Here is a 14,435-nt window from a genome sequence, read left to right on the forward strand (position 1 = left end):
GCGGTGACCTGGCTGGGGTGGCCCGGGCGGTCGGCGAACCAGTCGGTCAGGTCCTGCCAGTCCTTGTCGCGGCGGCCGCGGGTGCGCTCGACGGCAGTGCCGAGCTGTTCGGCGGGCCGCAGGAGGCTGAGCAGCTCGGACCGGGCGCCCGCCAGCGCGGACAGGGTCGCGGCGATCTTCGGGGTGTGCCGCAGGACGTCCTCGACGACGACCTGGATGTACTCGACCAGCAGGTTCCGGAAGCCGGAGATCTCCTCGGGCTTGAGATGATATCGGGCCATGATCTGGCCCAGGTAGGCGTAGAAGTCGCGGACCGTGGCGGCCAGCTCGGCGTGCTGCAGGAACAGGGTGGTGACCCGCTCGGCCAGCAGCTCCCGGGCCCGGCGCGCGGGCAACGACCCGGCGTCGAGCTGGGTGCGGGCCGACGCGGTGGCCAACGTCTCACCGAGCTGGACCAGGCCGCGCTCGATGGCGGGCAGCAGCTCACGGGACACCTCGCGGGCGCCCTCGGGGACCCGCAGCAGCTCGTCGACGTCACGCTGCACGCGCACGGCCAGCTTGCTGACCTGGTAGCGCATGCTGCCCTGCTGGAACTCCGCGATGCTCGCCGCGATCGTCTCGCGGCGGCCGTGCACGAGGTTGCCCCACTCCACGAGCTGCCGCAGCCGGGGAATCACCACGTCGACGTGCGACTCACCGATGTCGATGCGCCCGTCCCGCTCGGCGGCGGCCAAGGCGGAGGACACCTCGCCCGCCGAGAGGTCGGCCAGGAGCGTCGAAGTGAACAGGCGCATGATCGCGAGGTAGGTGCGATGGTGCTCGCGCGGCTGCAGATAGGCGTAGAGCTGAAGCCTGTGCTCGGTGTCGGTCTCCTGCTCTGGCTCCACGGCGGCCCACGATAGCCAAGGGGGCCGACACCCGCGCACTCCGGGACCGGGCGCGCGATACGGTTCCCTCTCCAGGGGGAATCTTTTGAGGAGGGCCCGTGTCGTCGGCGCGCGCTATCGGACTGCTGTTAGGCGTCGCCGCCGACGTCGTGTTGGGGGACCCGCGACGACTGCACCCGGTCGCGGGCTTCGGCACCGTCGCCCAGCGCGTCGAGCGGACGCTCTACCGCGACCACCACGTTCCCGGCGTCGTCTACACGGCGGCGCTGGCCGGTTCGGCAGTCGCCTTGGGCGTGGCTGTCGAACGGGCGGGCAAGCGCAGCCCCTGGGTCCGAGTCCTCGGCACGGCGGTGGCGACCTGGGCCGTCCTGGGCGGCCGCTCCCTGGCCGCCGAGGGCGCGATGATCGGCCGCCATCTCGACTCGGGCGCGGTGGAAGCGGCCCGGGAACGCATCCCCCACCTGTGCGGCCGCGACCCCAGCACCCTTGACTCCCCGGCCATGGCCCGCGCCACTGTCGAATCGGTCGCCGAGAACACGTCGGATGCCGTGGTGGCCCCCCTGTTCTGGGGCGCGGTCGCAGGCGTCCCCGGCCTCCTGGGCTACCGCGCGATCAACACCATGGACGCGATGGTCGGCCACAGGTCCCCCCGCTACCGCCGCTTCGGCTGGGCCTCAGCCCGCCTCGACGACCTGGCGAACCTGGCGCCCGCACGACTGGCGGCGGCATTGACGGTGATCGGCGCCCCCGTGGTCGGCGGCGACCGCAAGGGCGCCTGGACAGCCTGGCAACGAGACGCGTCCGCCCATCCCAGCCCCAACGCGGGCCGGGTCGAGGCAGCTTTCGCGGGAGCTTTGGAAGTCCGGTTGGGTGGCCGCACGGTGTATCCGCATGGGGTCGAAGACCGACCGGTCTTGGGCACCGGCCGGATGCCGGACGCGGGACACGTGACCAGGGCAGTGGAACTCTCGAGGGTGGTCGGCGCTCTGACGGCTGTCGTCGCCGCGGCCATCGCCTTGATCACCGGCAGGCGTAAGAACCAGGCCGTCTGAAAACTGCTGCGCTATCCAACCGCCGGCTGAGGGGACCGTGACGGCAACCGACCCTGGTTACCGCCTGACCGCAGTCATCACAGAGAAGGTGACGAACTGGGAAAATTCCGGGGAGGCGGACTGGTTTCGTCGTCGGCCAGGATCTCCGCCACCGAACGGCGCTTCGGCGCGTCCGTGCGGAGCATTCCGCCGGGTTTGATCTCCCGCCAGGTGAAGTACACCAACCCAAGAAGGGCCATCGCGCCGAAGGCGATCCACTGCAAGGCGTACGACAAGTACGGACCCACATCCAGTTGCGGCAGGGGTAGGGCTCCCAGGACGCCGGGTGAGCCTTCCTCCAACTGTGCGTATCCAGGCCGGATAGGCAGCCCGGCCGCCTCTCCGACTTTGCGGGAGTCCACCGCATAGACGTGCTTGCGGCCCTCCTCCACAAACGCCGGCCTGGCCTGCGGGTCCCGTTCATCCGCTCGCACGCGCGCGATCAAGTCCACACGGCCGCTGGGGGCGGCGGCGTAGTCGGGCACGCGGACGCCCTCGACCGGTCGGACGAACCCGCGGTCGACCAGGACCACCTCGCCAGTCGCCAGGCGGAATGGGGTCAGGACCTCGAAGGCCGCCGCTCCCTGGACTGTCCGAAGTCGGGCCACCGCCTCTGACTCCGGCAGGTACGAGCCGGACAACGTCACCCGGCGCCACTGGGTGGCGGGGTCGGCGGACTGGATGGGGATGGGGGCGGCCTCGAAAGACGACGTGATGGCGTCGTTGGTGGTCTTGCGGTCCTCGTGGCGGGTGAACTGCCAGGGAGCGAGCAGCATGAAGCACGCCGTGGCGAAGACGACCACGACGAAAGCCAGCATCAGCCACCCAGGGCGCAGCAGCGACCGCACTCCACAACGGTAGGCCGGCGGCCGCTGTGACCTGGCTCCCGGTCCCCACGGACCGCCCGTCGCGGGCCGAAGAATGGTAAATGGGAATTACTGCGGGGAACTCCCCTCCAGTCGTCGGTTCTATAAAAACCGCCCTTTGGCTAATCTTCGATTTTGGGATCAGTGTCCTTAACGATGATTCCGCACGGAGTCCACCTGCGCCCGGACTCGAAACCTCTGTGGTCACGAGTCTGGGTAACTCCTGAAGGAGCACTATCTTGAGGTTTCGACGAATTAGCGGCTTGATGCTGCTGATGGCGGGCGTGCTGGCGGTATCCACCGCTCCCGCCGGCGCGCACGACCCGGAGACCCCGGAGGGCCAAGCCGCCGCTCGGGCGTTCATGGCCGACTACGAGCCCGCCGACCGCCGCGCCCCGATCACCGGGACCGTCGCGGGTGTGCCGTGTGTCAACGGCAAAGCCGACATCTACCCCTGCAAGAACGTCGACCTGGTCAGCGTTCTGCCGCTGTCGAGCATCGGCGGCGGCAACGGCAACGACATCTGGGGCTGGACCGACCCGACCACCCAGAAGGAATATGCGATCGTCGGCCGGACCAACGGCACGGCGTTCGTCGACATCAGCACGGCCACGTCGCCGAAGTACCTGGGCAACCTGCCCTCCAACGGCGGCAGCAGCACCTGGCGTGACATGAAGGTCTACAAGGACCACGCCTTCATCGTCGCCGACCAGATCAGCGGCCACGGCATGCAGGTCTTCGACCTGACCCGTCTGCGCACGGTGACCTCCGCGCAGACGTTCACCGCCGACAAGCTTTATACCGGCTTCGGACCCGCGCACAACATCGCGATCAACGAAGAGACCGGCTACGCCTACGCGATCGGCTCGAACACCTGCAGCGGCGGCCCGCACATGGTCGACATCCGCACGCCGAAGAGCCCGGTCAACGCGGGCTGCGTGTCCCAGGACGGCTACACCCACGACAACCAGTGCGTGGTCTACCGGGGACCGGACACCCGCTACACCGGTCGCGAGATCTGCTTCAACTCCAACGAGGACACGCTGACCATCGTCGACGTGACCACGAAGAGCAACCCGGTGCAGCTCTCCCGCACCGGCTACTCGGGCGCCCAGTACTCGCACCAGGGGTGGCTCACCGAGAACCAGAAGTACTTCCTGATGGACGACGAGCTCGACGAGCAGCGCTCGGCCACGGACAAGAAGACCAAGACCTACATCTGGGACCTGACGAGCCTGACCGCGCCGCGGCACACCGGCACGTACAGCTCCCCGGCCGAGTCGATCGACCACAACATGTACGTCAAGGGTGATTACGTCTACCAGGCGAACTACCGTGCGGGCCTGCGCATCCTGGACATCAAGAACGTCGCGTCGGCGTCGCTGACCGAGGCGGGCTATTTCGACATCTACCCGTCGGCTGACGGCGCGCAGTTCAACGGCGCGTGGAGCACGTACCCGTACTTCCCGTCCGGCAACGTGGTCGTCAACGGCATCGAGCAGGGTCTTGTCGTCGTCAAGCCGAACCTTGGCACCAGCGAGCCCCCGCCCACCGGTGGCAAGTTCGAGAACACCAACAATGTCAACATCCCCGACCTGGGCGCCGCCATCACCAGCGACATCACGGTCACCGGCCAGACGGGCAACGCCCCGGCCACCCTGCAGGTCGCGGTCGACATCAAGCACTCCTGGCGCGGTGACCTGGTCATCGACCTGGTGGCCCCGGACGGCACGGCGTACCGGTTGAAGAACTCGTCGGGCAACGACTCGGCCGACAACGTGATCACCACGTACACGGTGAACGCGTCGACCGAGGTCGCCAACGGCACCTGGAAGCTCAAGGTGCAGGACGTGGCTCGGTACGACACCGGCTACATCGACGCCTGGAGCCTTCAGTTCTAGGACGGTGATGGGGGTCCCGCCCGGCGGCGGGACCCCATTGTCCATTCGCAATCCCAGAGGTGTCTCAGCGACGTACTGGCAAGAATTGTCGGGTTCCCGGAGAAATAGGCGATGACTACCGTTTTATGCGGAGTCATCGCCTATTCGGTGTTTCCAGAAGGCTGGATCCCCTGCATCCGGAAGGAGCACTACCGTGCGGTATCGATTGAATACCTTCGCGGCCCTGGCCATCGCCGGTCCGTGGCCATGACAAATGCCACGGCCCGCGCCCACGGGCCCAGGGACCTTCAGTGCGTCCGGACCCAATCCAGCAGGCCGGGGCAGGCCGCCTCGACCATGGCCAGCACCTTTGCGAAGCCCGCCGCGTCGCCGTAGCACGGGTCGGGTACCCGTTGTCGGACAGGATCCGCACGGTCCGGGGTCAGCGGGGTCACCGACGTGCCAGCCGCCGGTGCCCGCGCTGGTCACCCGGACCTGGTCGGCCGGCCCGGCGCGGCGCAGGTGCTCGCCGAACACCAGGGCGGCCATGGGGGAGCGGCAGATGTTGCCGGTACAGACGAAACAGATATGCACGGGGAGAGAGTAGGGATGGAAGAGGAGCCGTGGTGGTCACCGGAGCGGATCCGACGGCTGCCTGACTCGGAGCGGGCCAAGGCGATGAGCAGGCTCACCGAGGCCGTCGACCACCACATGATCACGCGGACCACCACCGACGACCTCGCCCGACTCCGCTCCCTGCGCTGGCTGCGCGAGCACGGCCTCAGCGCCTTGGTCGACTAATCCACCCGCACCCAAGGGGATCGTGGCACGGGTGCGGAACCCAGCGGCGGCCGGAGAGCGGTCCAACCGAATTCACTAGAATCCTCGCGATGACCAGCACCGGATCCGATGAGCACGCCCTGTTGCGGCACCACGGCGACGTCGACGCCGCGCCGGGCCTGCTCGACTTCGCGGTGAACGTGCGCGGTGAGCGCCCGCCTGCCTGGCTGCGTGACCGCCTCGTCGCGGCGGTCGACCGGCTGGGGACCTACCCGTCCGCGGCCGACGACCTCGCCGCCCGCACCGCCGTCGCCGACCGGCACGGCCGCGACGCCGACCAGGTGCTCATCCTCAACGGCTCCGCCGAGGGCTTCGCGCTGCTGCCCCGGCTGCGCCCGACGCTGGCCGCGCTGGTGCACCCCTCGTTCACCGAGCCCGAGGTCGCGCTGCGTGAAGCGGGGGTGCCCGTGCGCCGGGTGCTGCTCAGCGAGGACGACGGCTACGCCCTGCGCCCGGAGTTGATCCCCGCTGAGGCCGACCTTGTGGTCGTCGGCAACCCGACCAACCCGACCTCGACCCTGCACCCCGCCGACCTGGTTCGCGCGCTCGCGCGACCCGGGCGGACCGTGCTCGTCGACGAGGCGTTCATGGACGCGGTGCCCGGCGAGGTCGAATCCCTCGCCCACGACCAGGAAACCCCCGGCCTGCTGGTCTTCCGCAGCCTCACCAAGACCTGGGCGCTGCCCGGCCTGCGCGCCGGGTACGCGCTCGGCTCCCCGGACCTGCTGGCCCGGCTCGCCGCCGACCGTCCACAGTGGCCGGTCGGTACCCTGGTCCTCGAAGCCGTCATCGCCTGCAGTGAGCCGCCCGCGGTGGCCGAGACCGAGGTGGCGGCTGTGGAAGCCCTGTCCCACCGCGAAGACCTCGTCGAGGCGCTGGAAGAACTCGGTGTCCTGGTGGCCGGCCCGGCTTCCGCGCCCTTCCTCCTGCTGCGTGTTCCCGACGGCGAGCGCGTCCGGCAAGGCTTGCGGGAGCGGGGAATCGCGGTCCGTCGAGCCGACACGTTCCCCGGTCTCGGCCCCGACCACCTGCGGGTCGCCGTCCGCTCGCCCGAGCAGTGCGCGCCGCTGGTGGCCGCGCTGAAAGCCGAACTCGCCGTGGAGGTCACGCTGTGACGACCGTCGCCGACGCGGTGGCCGCGCTCGACGCCGCCTACCCGCCCGCGCTCGCCGAGAGCTGGGACGCGGTGGGTCTGGTGTGCGGCGACCCCGCCGACGAGGTCACCGCGATCCTCGTCTGCGTCGACCCGACGGAGTCCACAGTGGACGAGGCGATCGAACTCGGCGCGCAGCTGATCGTCGCGCACCACCCGCTGCTCCTTCGCGGTGTGCACGGCGTCCCCGCCGACACCCCCAAGGGCTCGCTCGTGCACCGCATGGTCCGCGCGGGCGTCGCCCTGTTCTGTGCGCACACCAATGCCGACGCCGCCGACCCCGGCGTGTCCGACGCGCTCGCCGAGGCGATCGGCCTGACCGTCACCGGCCCGCTCAACCCGAACGCGGACGGCGCCACCGGCATCGGCCGGATCGGCACCCTCGACAAGCCCGAGCCGTTCGCCGTCTTCGTCGAGCGCGTGGCCCGCGCGCTGCCCGCCACCGAGGGCGGTGTGCGCGCCGCCGGGGACACCAACCGGCGCGTCCGGACCGTCGCGGTCTCCGGCGGCGCGGGCGACTCCTACCTCGGCGCCGCCACCGCCGCCGGTGTCGACGCCTACGTCACCGCCGACCTGCGCCACCACCCCGCGAGCGAACATCTCGCCGCGGGCGGGCCCGCCTTGGTCGACGTCGCGCACTGGGCCAGCGAGTGGCCGTGGTGCGACCAGGCGGCGGGCATCCTGCGCGCGGGCCTCGGCGGTACCGTCAGCGTCACCGTCTCCACCATCCGCACCGATCCCTGGACCGCCCAGTCCGCCGGGGCGCCAACCCGAACCGGGAGGTTCACCGGGTGAAAGCCGATCCCGCTGTCCAACGTCGTCTCCTCGACCTCGCAGGCGTCGACGCCGAACTGGCGCGCGTGCGGCACCAGCGGCGCACCATGCCGGAGCTGGCCGAGGTCGCCGACGGCGAGAAGGCCGCGCAGGCCAAGCGGGACGCGCAGGTCGCCGTGCAGATGCAGCTCGACGACCTCGACCGCGAGGTGGCACGGCAGGAGAAGGAGATCGACGCCGTGCGCGCCCGCGAGGACCGCGACCGCAAACTGCTCGCCGGTGGCACCGTCGGCGCCAAGCAGCTGACCGACCTCGAACACGAGCTGGCCACCCTGGAGCGCAGGCAGGCCATCCTCGAGGACGACCTGCTCGAACTCATGGAGCGCCGCGAGGCCGTCGAGATGGACGGCAAGCACGCCTCCGTCGAACTGGCCAAGGCCGAGGAGGCGCTGGCCGAGGCCAACCGCCGGCGCGACGAGAACCTCGCCGACCTCGACACCAACGAGTCCCGCCGCGACGCCGAGCGGGCCAAGATCCTGCCCGACATCCCGGAGGACCTGCTGGCCCTCTACGAGCGCAAGCGCAGGCAGAAGGGCATCGGCGCGGCCCTGCTGCGCGCCCGCCGCTGCGGCGCCTGCCGCATCGAGCTCGACCGGCGCGAGATCTCCCGCATCAAGGAGACCGCGGGCGACGAGGTCCTCGAATGCGAGGAGTGCGGGGCGATTCTGATTCGGACCCCGGAGTCCGGCCTGTGAAGGTGATCGTCGAGGCCGACGGCGGATCCCGGGGCAACCCGGGCCCCGCGGGCTACGGCGCCGTCGTCTTCGACGCCGCCACCGGAGCGGTCTTGGCCGAACGCGCGGAAGGCATCGGCCGCGCGACGAACAACGTCGCCGAGTACATGGGCCTGATCGCGGGTCTGGAAGCCGCCGCGGAGATCGGTGCCGACACGGTGTCGGTGCGCATGGACTCGAAGCTGGTCGTCGAGCAGATGTGTGGCCGCTGGCAGGTCAAGCACCCCTCGATGCAGCCGTTGGCCCAACGCGCGCGCGAACTGGTCCGCGGCTTTCAGCGCGTCGAGTTCGACTGGATCGCCCGCGCGAAGAACACCCACGCCGACCGCCTCGCCAACGAGGCGATGGACCGCCAGGCGGGCATCGAGCCCAAGGTCGCCCAGCCCGTCAAGGCGCCTTCGTGGACCGGCGCCCAGGGCGAGCCGACCCGGCTGCTGCTGGTCCGCCACGGCCAGACCGCGATGTCGGCGGAGCGCCGCTACTCGGGCCGGGTCGACGTCCCCCTGACCGAGCTGGGCGAGGCCCAGGCCGAGGCGGCGGCGAGTCGGGTCGCGAAACTCGACCACGTCGACGCGGCCACCCCGATCGTCACGTCCCCGCTCGCGCGCACCCTGGCCACAGCCCGCGCCGTGGCCGCCGCGACCGGCGGTGAGGTCACCACGCACGAGGGTCTGATCGAAACCGACTTCGGCGACTGGGACGGGCTGACCTTCGCCGAGGCCTCCGCCCGCGACCCCCAGCTGCACACGCAGTGGCTCTCGGACACCTCGGTCGCGGCTCCGAACGGCGAAAGCATGGACGCCGTCCACCGCCGGGTACGCCGAACCCGCGACGACCTGATCACCAAGTTCGGCGGCAAGACCCTGATCGTGGTCAGCCACGTGACCCCGATCAAGTCCCTGCTCAGGATGGGCCTCGACGTCGGCCCGTCCCTGCTGTTCCGCCTGCACCTGGATCTGGCGTCACTGTCGATCGTCGAGTTCTACCCCGATGGGAACGCCTCGGTGCGCCTGGTCAACGACACGTCCCACCTGGCATGACCAGCTTCGATCAGCCGGTGAGCGCGATCGGCGTCCGGACTGCCGCGATCAGCCGGGCGAACTCGCCAAGCGTCTCGTTCAGGGCGTGCGCGGCGAGCGGCCGGACCACGCCGCCCTCTTCCGGCGCCGCGATCATCCGATCGAGGACGAAGTGCCCGGGCAGCACGTCAGCCGCCCCAAGCGCGCGCAGCAGCGGCAGCAGGGCGAAGTCGATCGCCACCACGTGCCCCTGCGTCCCGCCGTTGGCCAGCGGCAGCACCGCGATGTCGGCGAGCGTGCCCTCGGGCAGCAGGTCGAGCAGGGATTTCACCAGCCCGCTGTACGCGGCGCGGTAGACCGGACTGGCCACGACCACGCCGTCCGCGTTCGACACCAGGTCGATGGCCTCGCGGATCGCGGGGTGCTCGACGTCCTCGGACAGCAGCGCCACCGTGGGCAGGTCGCGCACCGTGATCGTGTCGACGGTGTGGCCCGCCCGGCGCAGTTCGGCTTCCGCGTGGGCCACCAGGATGCCCGACCGAGTGCTCGCCGACGGGCTCCCGGAGATGATCACCACCGATGCCATCGCACACCTCCTCATCCCTCTCACCTGAGTAGATCAGGCGCCCGCGACCTGCTCAAAGAGCGTCCACACCATGGGAGTGCCAGCTCAGGAGACGCGCTCCGTATCCTTGGTGTGCGGGCGAGTCGGCAGGGCGGCCGCGGCGGTGTGACCCACCGGCGAGGAAAGTCCGGACTCCGCAGGGCAGGGTGGTTGTTAACGGCAACCCGGGGTGACCCGCGGGACAGTGCCACAGAAAACAGACCGCCTGGTGAGAGCCAGGTAAGGGTGAAACGGTGGTGTAAGAGACCACCAGCACCTCGGGTGACCGAGGTGGCTAGGTAAACCCCACCCGGAGCAAGGCCAAGAGGGAGCCCCCGGGCTCCTGCGCAGACGTTCGAGGGCTGCCCGCCCGAGTCTGCGGGTAGGCCGCACGAACCTGCCGGCGACGGCAGGTCTAGATGGATGGTCGCCCACCGAGGCTTCGGCCTCGGGGACAGGATCCGGCTTACATGCCGGCTCGCCCGCCCTGTTCGCACGAAATTCGTGAACGCTGGACATACACCGATCGGAGTAACTTCGCGCGAGACGCGCCAGAAGTTCACCTGTGAAATGTCACACCCCGCGTGCACGATGTGGTGCAGGTGGGTGAACTCCGGCCGTGACTGGGAAATTCGGGTGGTCATCGGCTCTGACCAGCCCTGTTCGACCGATGATGGGGGTAACAAAACTCATCCGACGGGAGGACGCGGGCCAGGTGGATCTACGGAGCGCATCACATCAGCTACCGATCGTAATGACAATCATGTGCTCCTCATGAGACCCTCCTTGGGGCACAGCACAGACCTGCCGCGCCGGGTGGCACCGTCCGGCGCACTTGGGAGATCGAAATGACCACCCCGACCCTGATGACACTCGTGGACCTCGCCCAGCAGCAGCCGACGAACGTCGGCACCACGGGCGTCCGCGACTGGATCCTCAACAACATCATCCCCCTGCTTCTCCTCGTGGTCGCGCTGCTCGTGCTCTGGCTCGGTGGAGGTAAGGGCGACAACGCCGGCGTGATGCGCAGGCTCGGCGGGGTGATCGTCGCCCTGGGCATCATCGGCCTCGCGGTGACCACCGACGCGGGCCAAGGCATCGGTCGCTGGATCGCCGGCCTGTTCACCGGAGGATGACCTGACGTGCGGATCCGCACCGACGACGAGGTGTACCGGGTCGACGCCGTCTGGCTCGGCCCGCCCAAGGCGACCTTCCCCTGGCGCGCCCGCTACGTGGCCTGGGGCATCGGCTCGGTCGTCTTCCTCTTCATTCTCACGATCCTGCGCAACGTGGGGATCGGCCTGTTCTGGTCGTTCTCGTGGGGGATGGTCGCGACCATAGCCATCACCATGTTCATCTGCTCGCGGATCAGTCATGAACGACCCCTTGGTGCGGTCCTTGCCATGTGGGTGCGCGAAGTGACGGCCCCTCGCGAGATCATCGAGGGAATCGGCGGCGCGGCCAGCGCCGCCCAGGTCCGTGTGCGTTCCGAACTGCCCCGGCGACGCCCGCGGGGACGGAAGCGGAACAACGGGTACAGGGAGGTCAGCGGTGTTCGGACGCGGTAAGCGTGAGCCGGATGTGCTCGCGACATACCCGGCGGGACATTCGCAAGGCCGATCGCAGGGACAAGGCAAGCACGCGCGCTACGAGCAGGCTCGCTACGACAAAGAGGCGCGCAAGCGCGGCAAGCGGCTGCCCGGTGAGCAGAGCCTGCCCAGCTACACCCCGGAGATCGCGGCGCGCACGATCGACGGCCACCTGCTGCGTACCGGCGCCGACGTCTACGCGTGGTACCGGCTCGCCCCGCAGCGCTGGTCGTTCCGGTCGGACTCGCAGCGCCAGGACCTGATGGGGGCCATCGCGGGCCAGTACGCGGAGCTGTCGGGCCGCTGGATGCATCTGCGGGTCACGACCAGGCCGTACCCGATTCGCATGTGGGCCGAGGCGCACGTGCACAACGCGGTCAACCGCCTGCCCGACGTGCCCGGCGCGCTGTCCTTCGACGACTACCTCGTCGGCGAGCAGCAGCAGCTCATGGGCCGCTCGATGGCCGAGAAAGAGGTGTACCTGGGCGTCCAGGTGCAGACCCGCAACGTCATGGACCGCGCCGTCGAGCGGGCCGCGCCGCTGCTGCGCAAGGTCTTTCCCGAGGCCGTCGACGCCGAACTGCTGGCGATCGAGAGCGAGGTCGAGCACCTCGACCAGGTCATCGGCTCGGCCGGGCTCGAAGGCCGACCGGTCACCGCCGAGGAGATCTCCTGGCTGATGCACCGCTCGTGCTCACTGGGCCTCCCGGCGCCCCGCAACATGCCCGCCGTCCCCGGCGCGGCGTGGGAGCCGGAAGACCTGGCCAGCTTCACCGACGCCGCCGACTTCCACCAGGACCCGTACTCGCCCACGGTCACCGTGCGCGGCCGCACCGGCTCCAACGCCGGGGTCAAGCGGCACGTCGCGGTGCTGACCGTCGGCATGATGCACGGCCTGCAGATCCCCGAGATCGACGACCCGTGGGTGCAGCGCGCCGACCGGCTCCCCGCCGCCGTGGAGTGGTCCGCGCGCATCTACGTGCGCAGGCCCGAAGAGGTCCAGGGCGAGCTCGCGCGGCAGATGAACAAGGTCCGCTCCCAGGTCAAGCACTACACCGACGAGCACGAGCTGGAGCCGCCGCAGTCGCTGGCCCGGCAGGCGAGCCGGGTGCTGGAGATCGACGACGAGATGACCTCGGGCTTCACCGCCCTGGCCACCCGCGTCCGCTCCTGGTGGCGCCTGGCCGTGTCCGGCCCGACCGACCGCGACGCGCTGCGGCTGGCCCAGGAGCTGCTCGACCTCTACAAGCCGAAGATCGCCATCGAGCACCCGGAGGCGCAGTACGCGCTGGCCAGGGAGTTCATCCCCGGCGAGCCGCTCGCCTCCGCCGCCTACCTGCGCCGCGGCTCGGTCGTGTGGGCCGCGTCATCGGTGCCCACGGCCACGGCCGAGGTCGGTGACCGGCGCGGCATCCTGCTCGGCGAGACCTGCACCGCGACCCGGCGCCCCGTGGCGTGGGACCCGTGGATGGCCCAGGAGATCCGCGACTCGTCCGGTCTGACCGCGATGGTCGCGGGCCTCGGTGGCGGTAAGTCCTTCCTCGGCGGCGGAATCGTCTACAAGACGCTGCGCGCGGGCGCGCACTGGACGATCCTCGACCCGTCCGGCCCGCTGGCGAAGCTGTGCGACCTGCCGGAGCTGCGGCCCTACGCGCGGCCGATCAACCTGCTCAACGCCCAGGCGGGCATCCTCAACCCGTACCGGGTGGTGGCCGAGCCGCGACTCGAACACTTCCTCGACGAGGAGGACCCGGAGCGCGCCTGGCGCCGGGAGAAGGCCCTCGCGGCCGCGACGCGCCGCCGACTCGTGCTCGACGTGCTGTCGGGCCTGCTGCCGTATGAGGTCTCCCGGCTGCCGCAGAGCCGCATCGTGCTGCTGCGCGCGGTCCGCACGGTCGGCGGTCGCGCCGACGCCGACCCGAGCCTGGTCTTCGACGCGCTGCGCCGCGACGCCAGCGAGCACCACGAGCACGCCGTCGTCGTCGCCGACTTCCTCGACGAGATGAAGGAGCGCATGTCGCTGCTCATCCCCGAGCGCGGCGCCGACCCGTACGACGAGCAGCGCGACGACCGGCTGACGGTCCTCACCATGGCCGGGCTGACCCTGCCGAAGGACGGTGTCGGCCGCGAGCACTGGACCGACGCCGAGGCCCTGGGCGTCGAGATGCTCAACCTCGCCGCGTGGCTGACCCAGCGCTCGATCTACGAGAAGCCCAAGGACATGCGCAAGGGGGTCTGGATCGACGAGGCGTTCTTCCTCTCCGAGGTCCCGACCGGCCGCGTGCTGATGAACCGCTTCGCGCGTGACTCGCGAAAGTGGAACGTCCGGGTGCTGCTGTCCTCGCAGATCCCGGCCGACTTCCTCAAGATCCAGGGCTTCGTCGCCCTGCTCGACTCGGTCTTCATCGGCCGCCTCGACGACGACCAGGCCCAGTCCGACGCGCTGCGGCTGCTCAAGGTCCCGGTCAACGGCGGCTACGAGCAGGTCATCGCCAGCCTGGGCAGGCGTCCGGCCCAGCGCGGCGTCGAACGCGACACCGCGCCCCGGCAATTCATCTTCGGCGACGGTGCCGGTGGTGTGGAGCGCATCCGGATCGACCTTTCCGGCTCCCACCTCGAGCACCTGCGCGGGGTCATGGACACCACCCCGGATGCCATGCGCGAGCGCAACGCCCGCGCCGCCCTGCCCGCGGCACCCGCCACCCCGGCGGCGCCGGCCCTACCCGAACCGGAGCCGCTCGACGGCTCCACGATGCCCAGTGACGAGGAGTTCGAACGCGCGGCGGAATTCGAGCTCGGCCTGAGCGAGGACGAGTTCCTCCTCGAGCCGGACCCGGAACCGTCCGACAGGAAAGACGGCGAGAAGAAACGCGGTCGTGAGGACGCGGCATGAGAGATGATGTGCCGTCGCAGAAGTTGATCAAGCTAGTGCCCGGTA

General features: G+C 70.0%; 13 protein-coding genes, 1 other RNA gene and 1 pseudogene. 11 read left to right on the forward strand and 4 right to left on the reverse strand.

The genetic code is table 11. The annotated features are described in order from the left end of the window. On the reverse strand, window positions 1–887 hold an 887-nt coding region (locus ACRDSQ_RS20675), incomplete at its 3' end, for a DUF2397 family protein (RefSeq protein WP_431423334.1). A gap of 98 nt (window positions 888–985) precedes the next feature. Between ACRDSQ_RS20675 and ACRDSQ_RS20680 the strand changes: the two genes are divergently transcribed. After that, the gene (locus ACRDSQ_RS20680; protein ID WP_431423336.1) at window positions 986–1,939 is read left to right on the forward strand and encodes a cobalamin biosynthesis protein; all 954 of its coding nucleotides are present in this window, start codon (window positions 986–988) and stop codon (window positions 1,937–1,939) included. 77 nt (window positions 1,940–2,016) lie between these two features. Here ACRDSQ_RS20680 and ACRDSQ_RS20685 read toward each other — a convergent pair whose 3' ends face one another. Further along, complete coding sequence (locus ACRDSQ_RS20685; RefSeq protein ID WP_431423338.1) at window positions 2,017–2,826, reverse strand: SURF1 family cytochrome oxidase biogenesis protein; 810 nt, start codon at window positions 2,824–2,826, stop codon at window positions 2,017–2,019. A gap of 257 nt (window positions 2,827–3,083) precedes the next feature. Between ACRDSQ_RS20685 and ACRDSQ_RS20690 the strand changes: the two genes are divergently transcribed. Continuing rightward, entirely contained in the window at window positions 3,084–4,745 is a 1,662-nt protein-coding gene (locus ACRDSQ_RS20690) for a choice-of-anchor B family protein (RefSeq protein ID WP_431423340.1), read from the forward strand. Between the two features lie 287 nt (window positions 4,746–5,032). On the opposite strand, the pseudogene ACRDSQ_RS20695 reads toward ACRDSQ_RS20690, so the two are convergent. Continuing rightward, a pseudogene (locus tag ACRDSQ_RS20695) lies at window positions 5,033–5,273 on the reverse strand (hypothetical protein). Window positions 5,274–5,333: 60 nt separating this feature from the next. Between ACRDSQ_RS20695 and ACRDSQ_RS20700 the strand changes: the two are divergent. From ACRDSQ_RS20700 to ACRDSQ_RS20720, 5 genes are all read left to right on the forward strand, one after another. Further along, window positions 5,334–5,525, forward strand: coding sequence for a hypothetical protein (locus ACRDSQ_RS20700; RefSeq protein ID WP_431423342.1), 192 nt, complete (start codon window positions 5,334–5,336; stop codon window positions 5,523–5,525). An 89-nt stretch (window positions 5,526–5,614) separates the two neighbouring features. Then, on the forward strand, window positions 5,615–6,679 hold the full coding sequence (gene cobC / locus ACRDSQ_RS20705) for an Rv2231c family pyridoxal phosphate-dependent protein CobC (protein ID WP_431423344.1): 1,065 nt from the start codon (window positions 5,615–5,617) through the stop codon (window positions 6,677–6,679). Then, on the forward strand, window positions 6,676–7,512 hold the full coding sequence (locus ACRDSQ_RS20710; RefSeq protein ID WP_431423346.1) for a Nif3-like dinuclear metal center hexameric protein: 837 nt from the start codon (window positions 6,676–6,678) through the stop codon (window positions 7,510–7,512). The genes cobC and ACRDSQ_RS20710 overlap by 4 nt, the downstream gene beginning before the upstream one ends. Then, complete coding sequence (locus tag ACRDSQ_RS20715; protein WP_431423348.1) at window positions 7,509–8,246, forward strand: zinc ribbon domain-containing protein; 738 nt, start codon at window positions 7,509–7,511, stop codon at window positions 8,244–8,246. The genes ACRDSQ_RS20710 and ACRDSQ_RS20715 overlap by 4 nt, the downstream gene beginning before the upstream one ends. Before the next feature lie 2 nt (window positions 8,247–8,248). After that, a complete protein-coding gene (locus tag ACRDSQ_RS20720) occupies window positions 8,249–9,325 on the forward strand; it encodes a bifunctional RNase H/acid phosphatase (RefSeq protein WP_431423371.1) in 1,077 nt (358 codons plus the stop codon). Between the two features lie 10 nt (window positions 9,326–9,335). Here ACRDSQ_RS20720 and ssuE read toward each other — a convergent pair whose 3' ends face one another. Continuing rightward, entirely contained in the window at window positions 9,336–9,890 is a 555-nt protein-coding gene (gene ssuE / locus ACRDSQ_RS20725; RefSeq protein ID WP_431423349.1) for an NADPH-dependent FMN reductase, read from the reverse strand. A 118-nt stretch (window positions 9,891–10,008) separates the two neighbouring features. On the opposite strand from ssuE, the gene rnpB reads away from it, so the two are divergent. The 4 genes from rnpB to ACRDSQ_RS20745 all read left to right on the forward strand — a co-directional run bounded on the left by rnpB (window position 10,009) and on the right by ACRDSQ_RS20745 (window position 14,390). After that, window positions 10,009–10,393, forward strand: an RNA gene (gene rnpB, locus ACRDSQ_RS20730) — RNase P RNA component class A. Window positions 10,394–10,756: 363 nt separating this feature from the next. Then, entirely contained in the window at window positions 10,757–11,044 is a 288-nt protein-coding gene (locus ACRDSQ_RS20735; RefSeq protein ID WP_431423351.1) for a hypothetical protein, read from the forward strand. A 6-nt stretch (window positions 11,045–11,050) separates the two neighbouring features. Then, window positions 11,051–11,476 (forward strand): hypothetical protein, encoded by a 426-nt coding sequence (locus tag ACRDSQ_RS20740; RefSeq protein WP_431423352.1) that lies wholly within the window; start codon window positions 11,051–11,053, stop codon window positions 11,474–11,476. Continuing rightward, window positions 11,460–14,390, forward strand: a complete 2,931-nt coding sequence (locus ACRDSQ_RS20745) for an ATP-binding protein (protein WP_431423354.1) — start codon at window positions 11,460–11,462, stop codon at window positions 14,388–14,390. The genes ACRDSQ_RS20740 and ACRDSQ_RS20745 overlap by 17 nt, the downstream gene beginning before the upstream one ends. Window positions 14,391–14,435 lie beyond the last annotated feature (45 nt).

It is taken from the genome of Actinokineospora sp., assembly GCF_050699995.1.
In the GTDB taxonomy this organism is placed as follows: Bacteria; Actinomycetota; Actinomycetes; order Mycobacteriales; family Pseudonocardiaceae; genus Actinokineospora.

Excerpts from the sequence above, each read along its gene's own strand:
- ACRDSQ_RS20735 (WP_431423351.1), top strand. The coding sequence starts at position 10,757 with ATGACCACCCCGACCCTGATGACACTCGTGGACCTCGCCCAGCAGCAG.
- cobC (WP_431423344.1), top strand. The coding sequence starts at position 5,615 with ATGACCAGCACCGGATCCGATGAGCACGCCCTGTTGCGGCACCACGGC.
- ACRDSQ_RS20700 (WP_431423342.1), top strand. The coding sequence starts at position 5,334 with ATGGAAGAGGAGCCGTGGTGGTCACCGGAGCGGATCCGACGGCTGCCT.
- ssuE (WP_431423349.1), bottom strand. The coding sequence starts at position 9,890 with ATGGCATCGGTGGTGATCATCTCCGGGAGCCCGTCGGCGAGCACTCGG.